Here is a 20,565-nt window from a genome sequence, read left to right as displayed (position 1 = left end):
CCGTGGAACGACAATGAGGCCTTTCGCAGCGCGGTAACAGCGACCACCGCAGCCAACACGCTGGCATTTACCTACGCCCACACAAAGCTGACATTTTTAAGCCAGCCGCTCTCACCGCCTAAAGGGCTGGCACTTGCCGTGATAGAAAAGAATGAAGTGTCGCCACTTTAAGGCGGTACGGCGCTACAGGCCGGATGGTCGAAGAGGTTCGCCTAACCGGACAATTCCTCCTGCCGAGCGGGACTGGCGTTGCAATCAGAAAATAATTTTTGCCACACCCAGTCCCGCACCGAGAAGAATAAACATCCAGGCAACGAACTTGGTGGTTTGCTGAGAAAGCGAGTTATATAACTCTACCCTGACACCCTCAATATCCCGGCTTACCCTGGCAAGATCTTCTTTGGTCACGTAATTAGATTTAATCACGGCGACATCCATCTTAAGCACCGAAACATCCTCTTTCAGGATGGAGACATCTTGTTTCAGTAAGCTTACATCCTGTTGCAGGACATCGTACCGGCCCTCTATTTTTCCCCTTCTCTGTTCCATTTTTCTTTCTCCCTGAATGCTCAAATTCCTCTGAATTACTGTGGGAATTTTAATCTGAAACAGCCTGCCCGACAATCGGTTTAATGGCAGAAAAATGCGATGCCTCACGTAAAAAACCATGTAAATCAAATGAAAAAGAGGAGAAAAAGGCCTAATGACGATTCAATCGTGAATGCAGGGAATAAACATTGCTGTCGGTATCCGCTATGACATCGTCCTGCGGAGAAAAACGGCTGTTGTAGCGCAGACGAAAAGCCTGCATTTCCTGAGCATCTGGCTCCAGCTCGCGCAGGAAGGTTAGCGCCAGCCGCACATGTTCGTTGCTGAGCTCGGTGGGCAGGTAGGCCTTACGCAGCACCCCACGCCAGAACATCAGGCTCTCTTCAGATTCATCAACAATAAACACCTGGTAAATCAGCAGCACGCTGGCCGCATTAGCGATGTGCGCTTCATTATCACGGGTAAGATACTGCACAAACTCGTCACCAGCAGTGCGGCCCATCAGGCTAATCAGCGACTCCACATACACCGGCTCAAGGTTCAGCCGTTTCGTTAGCGCTTTAGCCGCCCGGCGCGCCTGTGAATTGAGCACGCGAAAGCCAATTATAAAGACCACAATCAGGGTCGCCAGCATCAACCAAATCATTAACCATCCTGTTTCAGGCAAGCACGTCCCTTATGGGGTCAGTGCCGGGGCGTCAGAGTAGCAGTAGCCTGGCAGCCATTGCAACCAGCAGAAAAGCGGCTTCCAGCCCACCCTGCTATCACCGTTATATCGTGCAGCACACCAAACCAGGGCGGCAGCTTCCTTATTATTTGTTCACTAATCAGCACTGGAAAAATCATCGCCCCCGGAGACAGCCGTGGCGAAAATCTGGCGATCTTACTCATCAATAAACAGCTCACGCCATGTCGAGAGAGTTTTCGGCAAGAACTGGCTCTCCTGCTCCGTCGTCAGGTAGCTGATTTTCACGCCTTGCTGTTTATCGGGTCGCACCCGCATCGCCCAAATTTTGCCATCCGGGGTGTACATAATGATTGCCGATTTACGGTTAGCCATCCCTTTCACCGATAGATTCAACACCGAAGCGCCCAGGCCATCGATATCCTTGCCATAAACCACGCTGTTGGCGGTGGCTACATAGTTCACATAATCCTCCCCTGCCAGAGAGCGGAAGCGGTCGTCCAGCTGCTTGTCAGGGAAAATCCCCAGGCTTAATAGCGTCTGAGCAGGTCGCGGATCGCTCGTACTGCGAACGTACGTGCCGTCAATAGCAATGCCGCCGGGCATCAGCAGCCTGCAATTGCCGGAGCTGTCGCTACTGACATCGATACTACCATCCTCACGAGGTATCAGCAGTAGCGCGCACTTGCCTCCCCAGGCGATCTGATCAACAAAACCCAACCCATAGAATTTACGCGACTCGCCGCTGAAGCTGGTTCTATAGACTCCGCCCCATAGCGTTGCGTCCAGCCTGAATCCCCACTCCGCCACGCTATATATAATAATTTGCCCACCGTTGCCGTTGCTGGCGGTACTGTTCCACCACTCTCCCTGCCAGTCAAAGGGACGGCTGGCGCTGTAAAGCGTACTAATCCCCTCCAGGTAAGCGCGACGCAGGCAGGAAGGACTGGTACAGAGATCGCGAGACTTTCGCCAGTCGGCCATATTTTGTTCAATACGCTGTGGGATTTCCCTGATGCGATTGTGATAGCTGTCATTCAGGACGCTGTCCAGCCAGACCAATTGAGGTACCGAGCAGAGGGTGTTTTCCACTACGGAGGAAGATCGGGCACAGTCAATCGCATGGGCGTAAGAACAAAACAGCGTCAGACCGAGGACGAAGCTGAGTAAGCGAAACGGGGTCATTACAGATAGGGTCTCCGCGCGGATTATTCGCCACGTCAGGTTGAGAGAAAAAGGACGGCGAAGTCTACCCTGTTTCACAGGGAACGGTTAAGAAAATACCCACATATTATTGATACAGAACAAGACCAGCGACAGAAATAATTGGCGCAGGTGCGGGATAATTAAGTGGAAGAATAAAATAATAACTAAACGGCTCAGAAACACAGAAAAAAATAAAAGACACCTTATTTAAACCACGCCAGTGAATATCAAGCCTGAATGCTATTTCCCCAAGAATAATCCTATATTCTCACCACCGAGTTAACGAGTTGACCCACATCACAAAAAAACCTTCCTTACATCCCGCCATCCCAGACAAACAGTTTACAATCATAATGATACGAATACTCCATTTTACTTCCTGTCAATTAAATCCCCTTCACAGCCAAATAAAGCTGCCGGAGAAGGTATTGAAAACACAGATAAACCTGGCGAAAATGAAGGCAATCCTAAGGAATTTTTTGTGGGACTGAACGCCTGCCACCAATATTGCTAATGTTTCATTTGGCTCTTTAGACGACTTAAGTGATATAAGACAACACTCTGGTAAACCGCACTTTATGATTTCTGAATGTATTATTCATCACTGGCTGATAGATATCCGCTCCGGTTCACTAATCCATGAAGTCACTGGAGAGCAGCGCCGCCTGGGGGAATATCAGCTCAAGCTACTGATTGTACTGGTGCAGCATGTTGGTGTGATTCTGACTCGTAAAGAACTGAATACGCTTGTATGGGAGAGTCGGGTAATTGGCAATAACAGCTTGCCCAATGCGATTCACGCCCTGCGCGTGGCGCTGGAAGATGATGGCAAGCAGCAGCGCATCATCAAAACGATTCCCAGAAAGGGCTATATCCTTGAAGCCGAATTTTGCGAATTTCGCCGCGAAGAGGATTTTTGTCAGGATGAGCTGGACGTTGTGTCGATGGAAGAAGCTGCTGCTGTCGAAAACACACCTGCACAGAACGAAGACGATCCAGTTGCCCGCTCTGAGGGCGCCCAGCTGGTGGTGCAACGACACATGGGTAAGTGGTTTAAGATTGCCCTTGTTCAGTGTTCGGTGCTGATCCTGCTTGTGATGGTACTGAGCATCAACAGTCAGCCCGCTCCGCTCAACAGCCTCACCGAGCAGGACACAGGGACTTACAGCAATATTCAGCTGTATGAGCTGCACCGCAGCCCGCAGCGGCTGGCCCCACAAGAAAACCTGACCCCGTTATTAACGCAAACCCTGTTCGCCCTGAATCAGATGCTGAAAAACCAGCAGGTCAGGATGCGGATCTTTTTCTTTACCTCTGACACCACGATGAACTATACCCTGCTGCTTATCAGCCGCTGCGATCGCCGCCAGCTGGCGATGAACATCGCCCAATGGCGCACCGATAATAATCTGTTTAACGCACTTATTTACCGGGAAACGGAGAGAAAACTGAATGAAATGGCAACCTGTATCAGTTAGCCTGATGGCGCTAACGCTGCTGGCCGCCGGGGTACTGCTGGTACAGCAGCAGCGTTTTTTTTTCAGGACGGAACTGTTTACCCCAGAATACACAGGCGAAGATCTCCAACTGGGTTATTACGATCTGCGGTCCAAAAACCGTGAGCTTTACAACGCCAGATTCGATACCAGAGATAAGGTGGTGATGATAACGCTGAGCAGTCCGAATGATAACCGCTTCAGGATGAAAGTCCGCCTCGAGCAGCGAAAATCCGATGCGCAGGGCGTACGCTTTGACTACAGGCCGGTCTATATTTCCAGCCCAAATGAAGAAAATATGATCGCCAATATTCTGGGCTATATGCCGCGTAACGGCGTGCTATTTGACGGATTCATGTTCAGAGAAGAGCGGATCGTTGTCACTCCCGCAGGTCAAATCGTTAGCTATCGCCCGAACGAGATCGGCACTCAGTCGCCCCGCCGTGAAAACGGCGACGGACAGAAAGAGAGCCGTACAGACAAAAAGAGGAATCAACCGCGAAGCGCGGAAGGCATGATGCCATAGACGCTTTTAAAACGGTTGCTGAAGTGGCTTGAGGAGCTAAAACCGCAGGCCAGCGCGATTTCCGTAAGGGGTTGCGAACCCTGCCGCACCATCTGTTCGGCCTTTGCCATCCGGCGCTGCATCACGTACTGGTGAGGTGCCAGCTTCGTCGACTGCTTGAACATTCTGGCGAAATGAAACTCGCTGAGCCCAGCCTGCAACGCCAGCTCCGCCAGGGTTAATGGCGAAGCCAGGTGCTCCTCAATAAACGCCATCACGTTGCGTAACGCCACCGGAGCCAGGCCGCCGCGCACGGCAGGCAGCTTCCACAGCACCTCACTGTAATGCTGCAAAATATGCGTCATCAGCAGCGTTGAGGCGCTGCTCAGCGTCAGATGATTGGCATACTGCTGCCAGCTACTGCCCAGCAGAAAATGACGATACAGCTGAGTAATGCGCACGTCCTCACTGAAGATCTTTTCATCCAGTGCAATGCTGGCCGGACTTTTATCCCAGATCTGCTCGGCAAGCTGGCGCAGGTGTTCATCGGTAAAGTAGAGATGGACAAACGAAAACTCGGATCGAATATCCCAGGTTGTCTCGCTGCTTTCCGGCATCAGGCAGAAACGATCCGGACCGCCGCCGTTCTGCCAACCCGCCGTGGTTTTATGCCAGGTATCAAAGCCCGCCTCAGTGTACAGACTAAGCGTGTGGTGATTGCTACGCTGAGTAACACAGTCAAAATCATTGCGCCAGGCCGCCAGCTGAATGCCCGAACCAAGCTGCACGCTGTCCTGCAAACGCGCGCGGTGCTGGCGAAGATTGTTAAAAGCCTGATAGGGCATGGCGGTGGTCATCCAGGATTGAATTCAGAGCCTTAGTGTAAGAAGCGACGGCTCCGGATTCCAGCGCTTATCCGCCCAGCGGAAAAAAAACCGCAAGATTTTGCAAGTCGCCGCAGGCTGATGAAAGCCCGTGCCGTCCGCCGCTGAGACACTGCTGGCAACATCAGCGAGTGAATGAGAAGAAATGAACGGACTTTTATATGTACTGGTAGTGGCGATTTGGGGAACAACCTGGATTGCGATAGTGATGCAGCAGGGCGTGGTATCGGCGACCGTCTCTATTTTCTGGCGCTTCCTGTTAGCCGCCCTGACCATGCTGATACTCCTTGGCGCGCTCCGGCGGTTACGCAAAATCAGCCTGCGCGATCACGCCTTCTGCCTGATTCAGGGCTGCTGCGTATTCGGCCTTAACTTTGCCTGCTTCTACCATGCGGCGTCTTATATCAGCAGCGGCCTGGAGTCGGTGATCTTTTCCATGGCGGTGCTGTATAACGCGATTAACAGTATGCTGTTTTTCCGCCAGCGTCCGCATCCTAATCTGCTTCCGGCGGCCGCTCTGGGTATTACCGGCATTATCGCCCTGTTCTGGCACCAGCTGATAGCTACGCAGGTGGCCCCTTCCCTGTTAACGGGCATAGGCCTCAGCGCGTTAGGCACTTTCGGTTTCTCGCTGGGTAACATGATCAGCACCCGCCATCAGCGCCGCGGACTGGAGACGCTTTCCACCAATACTTACGCGATGTTGTATGGCGCGCTGGTGATGGCCGCCATCAGCCTGTTTAACGGCGACCGCTTTATGCCTGAGTTCTCCGTACGCTATCTTGGCTCGCTGCTTTACCTGGCGATATTTGGCTCGGTGATCGCCTTCGGCGCTTACTTCACACTGGTTGGGCGAATCGGCGCCAGCCAGGCGGCCTACAGCACGCTGCTGTTTCCGCTGGTTGCGCTGACCCTTTCCACCTTTTACGAAGGCTACGTCTGGCACGCTAACGCGGTGCTGGGCCTGGTGCTCATCCTGCTGGGGAACCTGGTGATGTTTGCCAAACCTGGCGTCTTCAGGCGAAATCAGCGCGGCGCGTCTTCCAGCACCTGGTGAATCACTGAAGAAAGCTGATTGATCTCAAATTTCGCTACATAGCCATTCGCGCCGACTTTTCGCACATGATCTTCGTTGGCGCTGCCCGACAGCGAAGAATGAATTACCACCGGAATGTCGCGCAGGTTCATGTCGCTTTTAATATTACGGGTCAGGGTAAACCCGTCCATTTCCGGCATTTCGAGGTCGGTCAGCACCATCGAGATTTTATCGCGGATCGAATGCCCCTCGTCCTTCGCCTGCTGCGCCATCACCCTGATCTGCTCCCATGCTTCCAGCCCGGTGTTATGCATCAGCGCCGGGATGCCCATCGCCTTCAGGCCCTGTTCCAGCATCTGCCGGGCGACTTTTGAATCTTCCGCCACAATCGCGACCGAACCGGGTTTGATATTAAATTCTTTCAGCTTGATATCGCCCTCTTTCACTTCGCGCACCGACGGAATGACATCGTGCAGGATCTGTTCAACGTCAAGAACCAACACCATGATGGTCTGCTGATTCTCGTTGTTCAGACAGGCGATACTGGTGATATTACGGCTGCTGACGCCAGCCTCGGCGGCGTGGACCTGACTCCAGTCGAGGCGAACGATATCCTCAACGGATTCGACGGCAAACGCCTGGGTACTGCGCGCGTATTCGGTGACCAGAAGCAGATTCAGGCCGGTAGCCGGTTTACAGCCCACCACTGCCGGCAGATCGATAACCGGAATAATTTGCCCACGGATATTGGCCATCCCCAGCAGCGGAGATTTCATCCCGGCGGCTTTGGTGATGGTGGTCATCGGCACAATTTCACGCAGCTTAAATACGTTAATCCCGAATAACTCTGATTTTTCTTCGTTGAGATCGGAGCCTAAGCGAAACACCAGCAGTTCAAATTTATTGGATAAGGCGAGGTTCGCGCGCTCATCAATCTCTTTCTGAAAGTTATCCATTGTTACCCTCTACGTTTAAATTGGCCGATCCCAACAAGGCACTCACGCAGGTTAAGGTTCCGCAGCCTCGCGTCCAGCGCGCCGTTGCGCGCCTGCAATCTCTCTTAGAGGGTTATCGGCAGAACGGAAAAAAAGTACAGGGGACTTTGCCCCTGCATCAGGTTATTACGCTCTTTATTGATCGGCAGGGGTAATTTCAGGACATCAGAACGACGGCTTTACGGCGGCAACCAGCGAGTCTGGCGTGATTTCAGCAATCGAGCTGGCGCCGGTCAGCGTCATCGCCACGCGCATCTCTTTCTCAAACAGATTGAGAAGATTTGTGACGCCCGCCTCGCCCGCCGTTGCCAGCGCATAGAGAAACGCGCGTCCAAGCAGCGCAGTATCGGCACCGAGCGCGATCATCCGCAGCACGTCCAGCCCGCTGCGCACGCCGCCGTCAGCCAGGATCGTCAGATCGCCCTTCACCGCATCAGCAATCGCAGGCAGCGCGCGGGCAGAAGAGAGCACGCCATCAAGCTGACGGCCGCCGTGGTTGGAAACCACAATGCCATCGGCACCAAAACGCACCGCGTCGCGGGCGTCTTCCGGGTCGAGAATGCCTTTGATGATCATCGGCCCTTTCCAGAAGTCACGAATCCACTCTAAATCGCTCCAGCTGATGGACGGATCGAAGTTATTCGCCAGCCACCCGATGTAATCCTGCAAATTGGTCGGCTCTCCGCGATAGGCCGAGATATTGCCCAGATCGTGTGGGCGGCCATGAATACCCACGTCCCAGGCCCACTGAGGATGCGTCACCGATTGCAGGTAACGGCGCATGGCCGCGTTCGGGCCGCTCATGCCGGAGTGCGCGTCGCGGTAGCGTGCGCCGGGCACCGGCATATCTACGGTGAACACCAGCGTGGAGCACCCGGCGGCCTGGGCTCGCTCCAGCGCGTTGCGCATAAACCCCCGATCGCGCAGCACGTAAAGCTGAAACCACATCGGGCGTTTCATTGCCGGGGCGACTTCTTCAATCGGGCAGACAGAAACGGTTGAGAGAGTGAACGGTATCCCTTTTTTATCGGCGGCGCGCGCCGCCTGCACTTCGCCACGCCGCGCATACATTCCGCACAGCCCAACGGGTGCCAGCGCAACCGGCATCGACAGCGTTTCGTTGAACAGTTTCGTTTCCAGATTCAGCGAGGACATATTGCGCAAAATCCGCTGGCGCAGCGCGATATCAGCCAGATCTTCACAGTTGCGCTGTAACGTATGTTCGTCATAGGCGCCCCCGTCCGCATAGTGAAAAAGAAACGGCGGAATTTTTGCCTTAGCGGCGGCGCGATAGTCTTTTGCAGAAGAGATGATCACAGGTGTGCCTCATGTAATGTTCTGTTCATTGTCCGGGATACGCAGGCTACGGGCATGGCGCGCCTCCTGCTCAGTCAGGCCGTGCAGCGTCTGCGCGACAAATTCAAGATGCTGGAGAGTGGCTTCGCGGGCGGCGTCGGGCTGGCCGGTAACGATGGCCTCGACGATTGCCAGATGCTGGGCGGAGAGCTGTCCGATAATCTCCGGCCTGGTGAACATTTTCTGCCGACTCTGCATCACCGAGGATTGCAGCAGGTCGAACAGACCGCGCATCGCCTGTAGCAACACCAGATTGTGCGACGCCTCGGCGATCGCCAGATGGAAGCGAACGTCAGCATGTGCCGCCAGATCGGGGTCGTCACGATCGGAGATGTCCTGCATTGCTTCATAACAGGTTTTCAGCCGGGCTTTGTCCTCGTCCGAAGCGCGACTGGCGGCGTGCCATGCGGTACTGGCTTCAATTGCCATCCGCGCCTCCAGCACGTCATAGCGATAGCCCGGGTCCTCGGCCAGCAGCGAGCTTAACGGCATAACCAGACGCTCTTTCGTCCAGTCCGCCTTCTCCGGTTGCAGGAAAGTGCCGCCCCCCCGTCGGCTGAACAGCACTCCCTGGCTAATCAGCTTCTGAATCGCCTCTCTCAGCGAGGAGCGCGAAACGCCAAGCTGCTGCGCCAACTGCCGTTCCGCAGGCAGGCGCTCACCGGCTTGCAACTGATTGTTATGGATATAGACCCGCAGGCGTTCAACCAAAAGAGGATTACTCATTGGATATTGGTCCTACCAAAGGGAAATGGCGACCGGGAGATTGTTCACTTCAAGCCGAGCAGATTGCAACAAATGCGTAACCTGACGCTTTCAGGGCCTAAGCTGTGTCACAAATATCCATAATTGGTAGGACCAAAACCGAGCTGTTTTAAGCGAGTAGTTGAGGGGAAGATTTTGTGAGGAAAAGGCAGGCGCTATCAGGGCAGCAGAAACAACACAGTCGGCAGAGGATGATATCGCCGGAGTAAAGTGCTTTCCGGCGATATCAAACGGCCTGCCGTTTTGCTTACTTAAGTTCAGCGACCATGCAGACGGCGCGGGCGGCTTCAGCGCCTTTCTTGATAAAGTGTTCGCTGTAGAAACCGGTGAACTCTTCTGCCGGCTGGAAATTGTGCGGCGTCAGGGATACCGAAAATACCGGTACGTCGGTCGCTAACTGCACGTCCATCAGCCCGGTGACCACGGCCTGGGCCACGAAATCATGGCGATAGATTCCGCCATCCACCACCAGCGCGGCGCAGACGATAGCATCAACGTCGCCACGCTTCGCCAGGCGCTGTGCCAGCAGAGGCATCTCAAAAGCGCCCGGCACGTCCAGCACGGTAATCTGGCAGTCTACGTCACGCGCGGTCATTTCATTTTTGAATCCGGTCAGCGCCTGGTTAACAATATCGGCGTGCCAGTTGGCTTTAATAAATGCCACCTTCAGCGGGGAAACCATATATTACTCCTGTCAAACGGGCGACGATGACCACCCTAAAGTCAGCTAGTTTAAGCCCCACTGCGGTAATGGGAAAGTCTGTTTCTAAAACATTTCTTCAATGTTAAATAAAAACCCAGCACGCTGGCTGGGTTTTCGATGGCAATACGCGGTCAGTCTGCTGGTTTACAGTCCGAATAGACATAGCTTTCGCTTTTGCTACGCAACACGTAGCTATCCTTCAGCTTCACAAAGGTCACATCTTTGACCTTCGCCGCCTGCGCTGTCTCACCATCGTCCATCTTCAGCGGCTGCAACGCTGGACTGGTGATTTTCTTCTGTCCGTCGGTCGAAAAAGTGAAGGTGTCGCCTTCATCCGTAACGACAGAGTGTCGGTTAACTACCGAGACTTCAGGTTGCCGCCCTGGAGATTCCACGCTGTGGGTCAGGCTACAGCTCAACGTCTGTGCTGCGGATGCCGACAGAGAAACGGCCGACAGGGTGATAATCAGTAGTGCATTTCTTGTGCGCATAGGCCTCCCTTAATGTCTGCCCTAAGGGTAGCAGAGGAAAAGCCCGATTTGCCGCTGGATAATTCCGAGAGAAGTTGACTCACCTGGCCTCAAAATACGCTTCCCTACGGCAAGCGTATTCACTAAGCGCCAGGCATCCACGCCCCGCTGGCAATAAACCACACCAGCAACGCAACGCCCGCAATCCCCACGGCCGCCGGGAATAAATAACCAATCTTCATGATGTCCTCATTAATTTTTACGGTTACGGGCAGCGCTGATGCTAAAGGAAAACGCCCTGTCCGTTAATAACAGGAGCGCTGATAATAACACAGGCCGAAAGCGGGTGAATAATCCTGCTTTGTCTGAATATCGGGATCAGGGAACGGGGATAGTGGCTAACTGTGGAAAAGAGTGAGTGGCAGAAAGCAAAAAGCCCCCGACGCGGACGTCGGGGGCTGCGGTTAGCTGGCGCTTAAAGTGCCAGACCGTGCTGTGGTACGGGCTTCTCATCCTGAGGGCGGGCCTCAGAAGCAGTCTGAGCACCGGCGTTCATATTGATCACCGGTGGCTTTGTCAGCTGCAACGCAGCCGCCGTGTCATCCCACACCTTCTGAGTCAGCGCGACGTTGCCATTCAGCTCCTGACCATAGCTCGGCACAATCTGACGGATCTTGCTCTGCCACTCAGGTGAATTGAACTGCTCCGGGAACAGCTTTTTCATCACGTTGATCGAGATTGGCGCGGCAGTTGAAGCCCCTGGAGAGGCCCCCAGCAGGGCAGCCAGCGTTTTCTGCTGGTCGGTAACAATTTCGGTACCCAGCTTCAGCACGCCGCCCTTCTCGGCATCTTTTTTGATGATCTGCACGCGCTGACCAGCCTGAATCAGCTTCCAGTCTTCTTTACGGGCTGAAGGGTAGTATTCTTTCAGCGCGGCAAAGCGGTCATCATCGCTTAACATGACCTGCCCAATCAGATATTTGACCAGGTCAAAGTTATCCAGCCCCACATCCGTCATCGGAATAACGTTTTTAGTGGTGGTGGTGCTAAGCAGATCCATAAAGGAACCCTGCTTCAGGAATTTTGTGGAGAAGGTAGCAAACGGCCCAAACAGCACCACGCGCTTGCCGTCCAGGAAACGGGCATCCAGATGCGGTACAGACATTGGCGGAGCGCCTACCGAAGCCTGACCGTACACCTTCTCGGTGTGAAGACGGGTAATCTCCGGATTTTCAGTTACGAGGAACGAGCCGCCGACGGGGAATCCAGCGTAGTTGTCCGCTTCAGGAATGCCGGTTTTCTGCAGCAGTTTCAGTGCGCCGCCGCCAGCACCGATAAAGACATATTTAGCGTCAACCGCATGTGTTTTGCCAGTCTTTACGTCGTTCACGGTGACATGCCAGGAATTATCGGCATTACGCTTAAAGTCGGTGACTTCAGTAGAGGTTTCCAGCCTGAAGTTGTCGTTCTTCTTCAGGCTGCCGACCAGCTGACGGGTGATTTCGCCGTAGTTCACATCGGTGCCGACCGGCGTCCAGGTGGCGGCCACCTTCTGCTGAGGGTCGCGACCTTCAATAATCAGCGGCGCCCACTTCTTAATCTGATTCTGATCGGTAGAGAATTGCATCCCCTGGAACAGGGTGGTCTGCTGTAGCGCCTTGTAGCGTTTAGTCAGGTAGTCGACGTTTTTGTCGCCCCAGACGAAGCTCATGTGCGGCGTAGAATTGATAAAAGAGTGAGGATTGTTGAGCACGCCGCGCTGCACCTGAGTGGTCCAGAACTGACGGGAGATCATAAAGGCCTCATTGATTTCCAGCGCTTTGCTGTAGTCGATGGAACCATCGGCGCGTTCAGGCGTGTAGTTCAGCTCCATGTTGGCCGAGTGGCCAGTACCGGCGTTATTCCAGCCGTTGGAGGATTCAAGCGCCACGCCGTCCAGTTTTTCAACCATCAGCTGCTTCCAGTCGGGCTGGAGGTCGTGCAGCAAAGTGCCTAATGATGCACTCATGATGCCGCCGCCAATCAGCAGGACATCGGTTTTTTCAGCGTCTTCAGCATGAACGCTGCTACAAACAAGCAGGGCCAGAAGCGAAATAGCGGGAACAACTTTCTTTGATTGAGACATATAGGCAACTTTGTTTAACTATTGTTAAAATTTAAGCCGCGATTTTTAATCAATTTGCTAACAAATCACATTTACTTTTAACTACAAATTCAGTTTCTTTAGTTACTTAAATTAATAGTTGCTAAAAATCAAAAGGTTAAAATTACCCCTGTGTATCCACGCCTGATTGCTCTAAATAACGCTTTAACCGGATCAATCCTGAGGATTAATAGCTAAAAACCACACAAATTAATAAGAAAAATGCAGATTGGGCCAGAGTCAGCCTGCGATAAACGCCACCCCGCTGAATAAATAGATAAATTTAATTTATTCAGCGGGCCGCTGGCAGTTTATCGGCACTGCCCGGTGACGCTGTCAATACCATTAGGACAGACGTCAGAAGAGGGAATTAACGAAGCAATTCCTGATGCGCAGCCTGAGAGAAACAGACAGGCTACGATAATAACAACGGTCTTCATAAAGTCCCCTGCGAGCATAACGCCCGAACCTGTGAGTTACTCTGTTGGGCGGTTTTGAGGGAACTTATCTCTCAGTTTTGCCAGCTTGGAGGGAATATTCATCATGCAGAAGGCGTTTTCCTGGCCTTCTTTTTCCCAGAAATTCTGATGATAGTCCTCCGCGTCATACCATTCGGTAAAGGGCTCAAGGGTCGTCACCAGCGGCTTTGACAGCTCTTTTTCCATTCCGGCTATCGCCACCAGGGCTTCCGCTCGCTGGGCTTCACTGACGGGGAAAATGGCAGAACGATAGCGGGTGCGAACGACGCCCTCTTTCACACTCGGCTGGGTAGGATCGTGAGTAGCAAAGTGGATATCAAGGAGATCGGCAAAGCTGACCAGCTGCGGATCGAACACAATCCTGACCGCTTCAGCGTGACCGGTTGTATCGGAATAGACCTGATCATAGGTGGGGAACGGAACGTTTCCTCCGGTGTACCCGCTCACCACGGACTGCACGCCGTGGATTGACTTAAAAATGGCTTCGGTGCACCAGAAGCAGCCGCCGCCAAATACAGCAAATTCCTGACTCAATGTTCAACCCTGTCTCAATAGATACACATAGAGTTACCTTACCCGCTCAGCGACAGAAAGGCTATGGCGTTGCCCTATCTCCCGCTGATTACTCGGGCGTGAATACCAGAGAGTCTAGCCAGCTCACAACTCTGCCGCTGCCAGATTACCGCCGCCATTTTGACGTGTTAGGCTCACTGCATGTCCCTTTCCTGTTCTCCCCACAGCAGGCCGTATGAAACGCAGATTACCTTTTCAGGTGAAACTCTTTTTGTCTCTGGTTTTATTTTCCTGCCTGCTGCTAGCGCTGCTTGGCACGATCCTGTTTCATTTTATCGACCGACAGCTGCATCACGATCTGGGACAACGCGCGCGGGTGCAGGCCAGTGAAATCGCGCTGATGCCAGGCCTGGCGGAAAAAGTGGCTAGCCGTGATATCGCGGGAATTGCCCGTTTAATTCAGCCTCTGCGCAATCAGAGCGATGCCAGTTATATCGTGATTGGCGACGTGCGCGAGCAGCATCTGTACCATTCAGAATCGCCGGAACGACTGAACTTACCGATGATTGGCGGTGATAATGCCGAGGTATTGCAGGGAAAAATCATTATTTCTGTTCGTCAGGGCGGCATTGGCGTTTCGCTGCGCAGCAAGGCGCCGATTTTTGATTCTCATCATCAGGTGATCGGCATTGTCTCGGTAGGTTACCTCACCTCCTATATCGCCAATATCAATGCCCGGCTGCTCTGGCAGGCGGGTCTGTACGGCCTGGCTCTGCTACTGCTGCTGTTTATCTTTTCATGGATTTTCAGCCGCAACGTCAAAAAACAGATGTTCTGGCTGGAGCCAAAAGATATCGCGCTGTTGGTGCTGCAGCAAAAGGCCCTGCTTGAAGCGATGTATGAAGGCGTATTTGCCGTTGATGCCGAAAAGCAGCTGATTTTGGTTAACCGGGCGGCAAGGGAGCTCTTTGATATCCATCAGACGGAAAAAGAACTCCTCGGAAAACCGCTTGCAGACGTAGTCAAAATTCCCCCGGCGTTTTTTACCCAAAGCGGCGTGACCGATAACGGTCATCATCACGATCAAATCACCGTACTGAATCAGCGGCAGGTCATCGTCAACCGGGTAGCTATCGAACTGGAACCGGGCAAAGAAAGCGGCTGGGTATTTAGCTTTCGCGATAAAAACGACATCAATACCCTTAGCAGCCAGCTAAGCCAGGTGACGCGTTACGCAGACAGTCTGCGCATTATTCGTCACGAACAGTTGAACTGGACCGCGACGCTGGTTGGACTGTTACAAATGCAGCGCTATGACGATGCGATGCGCTATATACAGGCACAGTCCGAGGGCGCGCAGAACGTGCTGGATTTTGTCTCTACCCGCTTCACTTCACCGGCACTTTGTGGACTGCTGCTGGGGAAATTCGTCAGCGCACGAGAGAAAGGCATTGAGCTGATATTTGACCCGGCCTGTCAGTTAAGCCGCATCCCGGCAGCCATTAGCGAAACGGAATTGATGTCGATCATTGGCAATCTGCTGGATAACGCCGTGGATGCCACGCTGAAAACCCTGACGCCCTCAACGCCCGTAGAGCTGTATATTTCAGACAGAAATCAAGAGATTCTGATAGAAGTAGCCGATAAGGGGTGCGGGGTTGACGACAGTGTGAAACCACATCTCTTTGAGCAGGGTATTACCAGTAAGCCGCAAAGCGGCAACGAGAAGGCGGGCCTGGAACACGGTATTGGCCTTTATCTGGTGGCAGGATACGTCAATCAGGCTGGCGGCAGCATTGAAATCACTGACAATACGCCGCAAGGGACCCTTTTTTCTGTGTTTATCCCGTTCCAGATCGCTGTTTCAACAGGACAACGCTCATGACTAACACCCGGCCACTTGATGTCGTCATTGTTGAAGATGAGCCGTATCTTGCCGATTTACATCGGGAGTTTATCGAGCAAAATTTCCACCTGCGCGTGGTGGGCATCGCCGCCACTTTGGAACAGGCGCGGACGCTTCTTCGCTTACATCAGCCCCGGCTGGTGCTGCTCGACAACTATTTGCCTGACGGTCAGGGCGTGGAGTTGATTGACAGCCCACTGCTGAAAAGCTTTGATTGTTCAGTTATTTTCATCACTGCCGCCAGCGATATGCAAACCTGTAGCCACGCGATGCGTAGCGGTGCCTTCGACTACCTTATCAAGCCGGTATTTTTTCACCGCCTGCGCGCTTCTCTGCAACGTTTTATGCTGCTGGTGCAAACCTTGCGCCAGGTGAAGGTGGTTGATCAACATGCCCTGGACCGGCTGTTTAATCTGCCAGCCAGCGAAACGCCGTCAGCTCCTTCGCTAAAAGGGATTGAACCCACCACCCTTGAACGGGTTAAGCGCGTTTTTATCGATAAACCGGAGGCCAACTGGTCCGTGGAACAGGTGGTGGAAAAAGTTGGGATCAGCAAAACGACGGGACGCCGTTACCTGGAATACTGTGTGGAAATCAACTTCATCGGAGTCGAGATGCAATATGGCCATATCGGTCATCCAAGACGGCTCTACCGCAAAATATCCGATACTGCGCGATCCGGGCAAAAATGAGGCTTGAGGCGGGCTGATTTTCACGCGCTTTTTGTGGTTTTTATGGTGTTAATTGCCTAAAGAGCGCCAACAATCACACTTCAGGAAGATAACAATCGTCCCCTCTTGCCTGGCAAACGGCATCGGTTATGTTGACCTTTAGTTCCCAAAGTGTAACTAAAAGGTTAATTATAATGTCAAACATTTTCCCTCTCTCTCTGCTTGCCGCTGCGGTGCTGGTGTCTTCTTCTGCAATGTCTGCATTACCTCAAGGCTATCCGGCTGACTATCAAAAAGTCGTCGATGCCGCGACCAAAGAAGGCAAAGTGGTGGTGTACTCGACAACCGATACCAAAGCGGCCGGACCGCTGATCCAGGGCTTTGAAGCGGCCTACCCTGGCATCAAAGTTGAATACAACGACATGAACAGCACCGAGTTGTACAACCGCTTTATCAGCGAACAAGCTTCGGGCGGCGGCAGCGGCGATGTCATCTGGAGCTCTTCCATGGACACCGCGCTGAAGCTCGCAACCGATTATGCTCAGGAATATAAATCTCCTGAACAGGGCCAGTTACCCAAATGGGCGGTATGGAATAACAAGGCTTACGGCACCACTTACGAGCCGGTGGTGTTTATCTATAACAAACGCCTGATTCCGGCAGGCGAAGTTCCCGATTCCCACACGGCGCTGGCGAAGCTCATCAGCAGCCAGGCCGATAAGTTTAAGGGCAAAGTCACTACCTACGATATCGAAAAATCCGGTCTTGGCTTTATGCTATCTGCCCAGGATTCCAAAGCCGATCCAAACTATTTCCAAACGCTGGCTGGCGTCGCCAAAGGTGGCTTAGCGGTGCAGTCTTCAACCGGCACCATGATGGAACGCGTATCGTCGGGCGAAAACCTGATTGGCTTTAACATTCTGGGTTCCTATGCCGAAGCTCGCGCTAAAACCGATCCCTCGCTGGGTATCTCCTATCCGAAGGACTACACCCTGGTGCTGTCACGGGTTTCCTTCATCAGCCAGCAGTCACAGAACAGCAATGCAGCAAAACTGTGGCTGGACTATGTGCTGTCTGAAAAAGGGCAAAGCATACTGGCAAGTCAGGCAGATATCCCCTCAATCCGTAACGATATCGACGGTAAAAACGACATCGACGGCATGACCAAAATGCTGGGTAAGGCGTTGAAACCTATTCCGGTTGATGAAAGTCTGCTCGAGTTTCTGCAACCGAAAAAGCGCCTTGATTACATCAAACAGTGGCGCGAAGCCGCTGCCAAATAATGGCATGACGAAAGCGCGACGCGGTCGTCGCGCCTCTTTTCCCCTACCTGATCTCGCTATTCTGGGCTTCCAGACCAGGGACAAAATATGAGTACATTGCGCAGAAAGTGGCAAAGCCTGCCGCGTGGCATTGTGGTGTTGATAACGGCACTGGTTATCTACATTCCGCTGTCGTTCATAGTGATACAAAGTTTCTTATCCGCGCCGTTCTTTTCTCCGGCAAAAGAGTGGAGCCTTGAGTCATTTGAATTTATTTTTACCGATCCGGATTTCTATAAGGCGCTGAAGAGCGGGTTTATTCTGGCCTTCGGGCTGGTGGTCATTGCTATTCCGCTCGGCGGTATCCTGGCGTTTCTGATGGTGCGTACTGATTTGCCGGGCAGACGTCTGATCGAGCCGCTGATCCTGGTGCCTATCTTTGTCTCACCGATGGTGCTGGGATTTGGCTATGTGGTAGCTGCCGGACCGGTGGGATTCTTCTCGCTGTGGGCCCAGTCCTTACTGGGTTTTGTGCCGTGGAATATTTATGACATGTCGAGCATCGTGGTGATTGCCGGCCTGACGCACGTTCCACATGCCTATCTTTATATCTCCTCGGCATTGCGCAGCGTCGGTTCCGATGTTGAAGAAGCCGCGCGCATCGCCGGAGCCTCACCGCTACAGGTCATGACGGCCGTCAGCCTGCCCATGGTGCGTCCGTCGATGCTGTATGCCATCGTTTTACTGTTTTTCCTCGGGCTGGAAGTGTTTGGTTTAATGCTGGTGTTAGGCGATCCCGAGGGCAATATGGTGCTGGCAACCTATTTGTACCAACTGACCAATAAACTCGGTACGCCTTCATATCATCTGATGGCAGCGGTTGCCGTGGTGCTGATTTGTATCACCATCCCGCTGGTCATGTTGCAGCGCCGCCTGATGCGCACCGCCAATCGCTTTGTGACCGTCAAGGGTAAAGCCTCCCAGTCGCGCGCGCTACCGCTGGGGAAATGGCGCTGGGTAGCTGGCGCGGTGGTAGCGTTCTGGCTGACCGTCACTATCGGCGTGCCGCTGATTGGCGTCATTCTGCGCGCCTTTATCTCCAACTGGGGCGTTGGCGTATCCCTCTGGGATGAACTCTCGCTCAACACCTTCCGCACTATCTGGCAACAGCCGAACCTGCTGCGCGCCATCGTCAACTCAATGGCTATTGGCGTCATCGGCGGCGCGGTGGCGGTCGCCTGCTACTTGTTTGTCGGCATTGCCATGCACCGCAAACCGGACAATACCACCCGGTTTCTTGATTACAGCGTGCTGGTGCCCCGTGCCGTGCCCGGACTGCTTGCCGGTCTGGCGTTTCTCTGGGTGTTCCTGTTTCTGCCGATGTGGCTCGACAACGCGCTGAAATCGGGCTGGCTTTCCGGGCTGCCCTGGTCACAGTGGCTGCGCGATAATCTGATCGTCTGGCTGCGGTCATTGCGCAGCACCATTTTCAGCGTCTGGCTGGCCTATACCGTCGTGTGGATGGCATACGGGCTGCGGCTGATTTCCGCGACGCTATTACAGGTTGGGCCGGAGCTGGAAGAAGCGGCACGCAGCACCGGGGCAACGCGCGGACAAATTACTCGCCACGTCACCATTCCGCTCTCGCGCTATGGCCTGATTGGCTCATGGCTGCTGATGTTCCTGATATTTGAGCGTGAATACTCAACGGGTGTCTACCTGCTTTCGCCGGGAACGGAGACCATCGGCTCGATGCTGGTTTCTCTGTGGGCGGCGGGCGCTATTGATATCGTCGCGGCCCTCTCCTTTATTAATATCCTGCTGGTGGTGGTGGGCTTGGGTATTGCCCTTCGTTTTGGAGTCAAATTACATGATTGAATTATCGGTCGAGAACCTGCACTTAACCTATGGCGACAATCCGGTATTGAAGGGCGTGTCGATGAATTTGAAACGCGGCGAGGTCGTTTCTTTGCTGGGGCCTTCCGGCAGTGGGAAAACCACCTTGCTCCGAGCGGTCGCCGGGCTGGAAAAACCCACTCAGGGTACGATTGTCATCGGCAAAAACACCGTTTATAACGGCACGGCGCGCAGTGAGGTTCCTGCGGAAGAGCGTAACCTTGGCCTCGTGTTTCAGTCCTATGCGCTATGGCCACACAAGACCGTGTTTGAGAACGTGGCCTACCCGCTAAAGCTGCGCAAAGTGGCTTCAGGGGAAATCACCCAGCGGGTTCAGGATGTGCTGGATCAGCTTGGCCTCGGCCATCTTGGTAAACGTCATCCACATCAGCTTTCCGGTGGTCAGCAACAGCGCGTGGCGATTGGCCGTGCTCTGGTTTACAACCCGCCGGTCATCCTGCTTGATGAACCCTTGTCAAACCTTGATGCCAAGCTGCGTGAAGAGGCCCGCGTGTTCCTGCGGGAACTGATTATCAAACTCGGCCTGTCCGCGCTGATGGTGACGCACGATCAGAACGAGGCGATGGCTATTTCCGATCGTATTCTGCTGCTCAACAACGGCAAAATTGAACAACAGGGGACGCCACAGGAGATGTACGGCTCGCCGACAACCCTGTTTACGGCAGAATTTATGGGCAGTAATAACCGCCTGCACGGCAAAGTCACGGAGATTCGCGACGGTAAAGCGCGTATTGAGGGCAAAGGCTGGGCGCTGTGGGGACTGGCTGGCGAAGGCGTGCAACAGGGTCAGGAAGCTACAGCGGTGATCCGCGTGGAGCGCGTTAAGCTGGTGGACGGCCCCGGCGAAAACCAGCTTGAACTGCCGCTGCTGACCAGTATGTATCTTGGCGACCGCTGGGAATATCTGTTCCGCACTTCAGGTGATGATTTTGTCATCCGCGCTTATGGCACTGATGTCCGCGATCCGCAGCACTGCCATCTGCTGCTGCCCGAGAATCATCTCTGGATTTTCCCGAAATCCTGA

Annotated in this window: 20 protein-coding genes; 8 read left to right on the top strand and 12 right to left on the bottom strand. The window is 53.5% G+C overall.

The annotated features are described in order from the left end of the window. Nucleotides 1-255: 255 nt before the first annotated feature. The 3 genes from NG99_RS15250 to NG99_RS15240 form a co-directional block, all read right to left on the bottom strand. A complete protein-coding gene (locus NG99_RS15250) occupies nt 256-549 on the bottom strand; it encodes a hypothetical protein (protein WP_034894629.1) in 294 nt (97 codons plus the stop codon). Nucleotides 550-700: 151 nt separating this feature from the next. After that, entirely contained in the window at nt 701-1,195 is a 495-nt protein-coding gene (locus tag NG99_RS15245; RefSeq protein WP_034894627.1) for a DUF1198 family protein, read from the bottom strand. Between the two features lie 237 nt (nt 1,196-1,432). Further along, complete coding sequence (locus NG99_RS15240; protein ID WP_034894625.1) at nt 1,433-2,419, bottom strand: lysozyme inhibitor LprI family protein; 987 nt, start codon at nt 2,417-2,419, stop codon at nt 1,433-1,435. 599 nt (nt 2,420-3,018) lie between these two features. On the opposite strand from NG99_RS15240, the gene NG99_RS15235 reads away from it, so the two are divergent. Continuing rightward, nucleotides 3,019-3,918 (top strand): winged helix-turn-helix domain-containing protein, encoded by a 900-nt coding sequence (locus NG99_RS15235; protein ID WP_034894623.1) that lies wholly within the window; start codon nt 3,019-3,021, stop codon nt 3,916-3,918. Then, on the top strand, nt 3,893-4,462 hold the full coding sequence (locus NG99_RS15230) for a hypothetical protein (RefSeq protein ID WP_157032634.1): 570 nt from the start codon (nt 3,893-3,895) through the stop codon (nt 4,460-4,462). The genes NG99_RS15235 and NG99_RS15230 overlap by 26 nt, the downstream gene beginning before the upstream one ends. Here NG99_RS15230 and NG99_RS15225 read toward each other — a convergent pair. Then, nucleotides 4,429-5,298, bottom strand: coding sequence for an AraC family transcriptional regulator (locus NG99_RS15225; protein ID WP_232298319.1), 870 nt, complete (start codon nt 5,296-5,298; stop codon nt 4,429-4,431). The genes NG99_RS15230 and NG99_RS15225 overlap by 34 nt on opposite strands. A gap of 172 nt (nt 5,299-5,470) precedes the next feature. Between NG99_RS15225 and NG99_RS15220 the strand changes: the two genes are divergently transcribed. After that, nucleotides 5,471-6,382: a DMT family transporter gene (locus tag NG99_RS15220; RefSeq protein WP_034894621.1), complete on the top strand. Its 912-nt coding sequence runs from the start codon at nt 5,471-5,473 to the stop codon at nt 6,380-6,382. Here NG99_RS15220 and NG99_RS15215 read toward each other — a convergent pair. The 8 genes from NG99_RS15215 to msrA all read right to left on the bottom strand — a co-directional run bounded on the left by NG99_RS15215 (nt 6,352) and on the right by msrA (nt 13,806). After that, nucleotides 6,352-7,317: a chemotaxis protein gene (locus NG99_RS15215; RefSeq protein WP_034894619.1), complete on the bottom strand. Its 966-nt coding sequence runs from the start codon at nt 7,315-7,317 to the stop codon at nt 6,352-6,354. The two genes, NG99_RS15220 and NG99_RS15215, sit on opposite strands and share 31 nt — an antisense overlap. A 204-nt stretch (nt 7,318-7,521) precedes the next feature. After that, complete coding sequence (gene lldD / locus NG99_RS15205) at nt 7,522-8,673, bottom strand: FMN-dependent L-lactate dehydrogenase LldD (RefSeq protein ID WP_034894615.1); 1,152 nt, start codon at nt 8,671-8,673, stop codon at nt 7,522-7,524. A gap of 9 nt (nt 8,674-8,682) precedes the next feature. Next, complete coding sequence (gene lldR, locus NG99_RS15200; RefSeq protein ID WP_034894613.1) at nt 8,683-9,438, bottom strand: transcriptional regulator LldR; 756 nt, start codon at nt 9,436-9,438, stop codon at nt 8,683-8,685. Between the two features lie 286 nt (nt 9,439-9,724). Continuing rightward, a complete protein-coding gene (locus tag NG99_RS15195; RefSeq protein WP_034894611.1) occupies nt 9,725-10,159 on the bottom strand; it encodes a 6,7-dimethyl-8-ribityllumazine synthase in 435 nt (144 codons plus the stop codon). Nucleotides 10,160-10,311: 152 nt separating this feature from the next. Then, nucleotides 10,312-10,671 (bottom strand): hypothetical protein, encoded by a 360-nt coding sequence (locus tag NG99_RS15190; protein WP_034894609.1) that lies wholly within the window; start codon nt 10,669-10,671, stop codon nt 10,312-10,314. Nucleotides 10,672-10,793: 122 nt separating this feature from the next. Next, a complete protein-coding gene (locus NG99_RS29270) occupies nt 10,794-10,892 on the bottom strand; it encodes a YoaK family small membrane protein (RefSeq protein WP_157032633.1) in 99 nt (32 codons plus the stop codon). 233 nt (nt 10,893-11,125) lie between these two features. Beyond that, nucleotides 11,126-12,775: a malate dehydrogenase (quinone) gene (gene mqo / locus NG99_RS15185; protein WP_034894607.1), complete on the bottom strand. Its 1,650-nt coding sequence runs from the start codon at nt 12,773-12,775 to the stop codon at nt 11,126-11,128. A gap of 494 nt (nt 12,776-13,269) precedes the next feature. Next, the gene (msrA, locus tag NG99_RS15180; RefSeq protein ID WP_034894605.1) at nt 13,270-13,806 is read right to left on the bottom strand and encodes a peptide-methionine (S)-S-oxide reductase MsrA; all 537 of its coding nucleotides are present in this window, start codon (nt 13,804-13,806) and stop codon (nt 13,270-13,272) included. A 214-nt stretch (nt 13,807-14,020) separates the two neighbouring features. Here msrA and NG99_RS15175 point away from each other — a divergent pair, with 214 nt between their 5' ends. The 5 genes from NG99_RS15175 to NG99_RS15155 all read left to right on the top strand — a co-directional run bounded on the left by NG99_RS15175 (nt 14,021) and on the right by NG99_RS15155 (nt 20,565). Then, complete coding sequence (locus tag NG99_RS15175; protein WP_034894603.1) at nt 14,021-15,670, top strand: ATP-binding protein; 1,650 nt, start codon at nt 14,021-14,023, stop codon at nt 15,668-15,670. After that, nucleotides 15,667-16,383, top strand: a complete 717-nt coding sequence (locus tag NG99_RS15170) for a response regulator (protein ID WP_034894602.1) — start codon at nt 15,667-15,669, stop codon at nt 16,381-16,383. Before NG99_RS15175 ends, NG99_RS15170 begins: the two co-directional genes overlap by 4 nt. 173 nt (nt 16,384-16,556) lie before the next feature. Continuing rightward, nucleotides 16,557-17,645, top strand: coding sequence for an ABC transporter substrate-binding protein (locus NG99_RS15165; protein ID WP_034894600.1), 1,089 nt, complete (start codon nt 16,557-16,559; stop codon nt 17,643-17,645). 87 nt (nt 17,646-17,732) lie between these two features. Further along, the gene (locus NG99_RS15160) at nt 17,733-19,502 is read left to right on the top strand and encodes an ABC transporter permease (RefSeq protein ID WP_034894598.1); all 1,770 of its coding nucleotides are present in this window, start codon (nt 17,733-17,735) and stop codon (nt 19,500-19,502) included. Next, on the top strand, nt 19,495-20,565 hold the full coding sequence (locus NG99_RS15155; RefSeq protein WP_034894596.1) for an ABC transporter ATP-binding protein: 1,071 nt from the start codon (nt 19,495-19,497) through the stop codon (nt 20,563-20,565). Before NG99_RS15160 ends, NG99_RS15155 begins: the two co-directional genes overlap by 8 nt.

Source organism: Erwinia typographi, assembly GCF_000773975.1.
GTDB classification, from domain to species: domain Bacteria; phylum Pseudomonadota; class Gammaproteobacteria; order Enterobacterales; family Enterobacteriaceae; genus Erwinia; species Erwinia typographi.
The sequence above is the reverse complement of the archived record's forward strand: the minus strand, read 5'-3'. Positions and strand labels throughout refer to the sequence as shown.

Bases quoted from the DNA above. Each gene is read 5' to 3' on its own strand.
- NG99_RS15220 (WP_034894621.1), top strand. From the start codon at position 5,471: ATGAACGGACTTTTATATGTACTGGTAGTGGCGATTTGGGGAACAACC.
- NG99_RS15235 (WP_034894623.1), top strand. From the start codon at position 3,019: ATGATTTCTGAATGTATTATTCATCACTGGCTGATAGATATCCGCTCC.
- NG99_RS15160 (WP_034894598.1), top strand. From the start codon at position 17,733: ATGAGTACATTGCGCAGAAAGTGGCAAAGCCTGCCGCGTGGCATTGTG.
- lldR (WP_034894613.1), bottom strand. From the start codon at position 9,438: ATGAGTAATCCTCTTTTGGTTGAACGCCTGCGGGTCTATATCCATAAC.
- NG99_RS15230 (WP_157032634.1), top strand. From the start codon at position 3,893: ATGAAATGGCAACCTGTATCAGTTAGCCTGATGGCGCTAACGCTGCTG.
- NG99_RS15245 (WP_034894627.1), bottom strand. From the start codon at position 1,195: ATGATTTGGTTGATGCTGGCGACCCTGATTGTGGTCTTTATAATTGGC.
- NG99_RS15225 (WP_232298319.1), bottom strand. From the start codon at position 5,298: ATGACCACCGCCATGCCCTATCAGGCTTTTAACAATCTTCGCCAGCAC.
- NG99_RS15250 (WP_034894629.1), bottom strand. From the start codon at position 549: ATGGAACAGAGAAGGGGAAAAATAGAGGGCCGGTACGATGTCCTGCAA.
- mqo (WP_034894607.1), bottom strand. From the start codon at position 12,775: ATGTCTCAATCAAAGAAAGTTGTTCCCGCTATTTCGCTTCTGGCCCTG.
- NG99_RS29270 (WP_157032633.1), bottom strand. From the start codon at position 10,892: ATGAAGATTGGTTATTTATTCCCGGCGGCCGTGGGGATTGCGGGCGTT.
- NG99_RS15190 (WP_034894609.1), bottom strand. From the start codon at position 10,671: ATGCGCACAAGAAATGCACTACTGATTATCACCCTGTCGGCCGTTTCT.
- NG99_RS15175 (WP_034894603.1), top strand. From the start codon at position 14,021: ATGAAACGCAGATTACCTTTTCAGGTGAAACTCTTTTTGTCTCTGGTT.
- NG99_RS15165 (WP_034894600.1), top strand. From the start codon at position 16,557: ATGTCAAACATTTTCCCTCTCTCTCTGCTTGCCGCTGCGGTGCTGGTG.
- NG99_RS15215 (WP_034894619.1), bottom strand. From the start codon at position 7,317: ATGGATAACTTTCAGAAAGAGATTGATGAGCGCGCGAACCTCGCCTTA.
- NG99_RS15155 (WP_034894596.1), top strand. From the start codon at position 19,495: ATGATTGAATTATCGGTCGAGAACCTGCACTTAACCTATGGCGACAAT.
- NG99_RS15170 (WP_034894602.1), top strand. From the start codon at position 15,667: ATGACTAACACCCGGCCACTTGATGTCGTCATTGTTGAAGATGAGCCG.
- NG99_RS15240 (WP_034894625.1), bottom strand. From the start codon at position 2,419: ATGACCCCGTTTCGCTTACTCAGCTTCGTCCTCGGTCTGACGCTGTTT.
- NG99_RS15195 (WP_034894611.1), bottom strand. From the start codon at position 10,159: ATGGTTTCCCCGCTGAAGGTGGCATTTATTAAAGCCAACTGGCACGCC.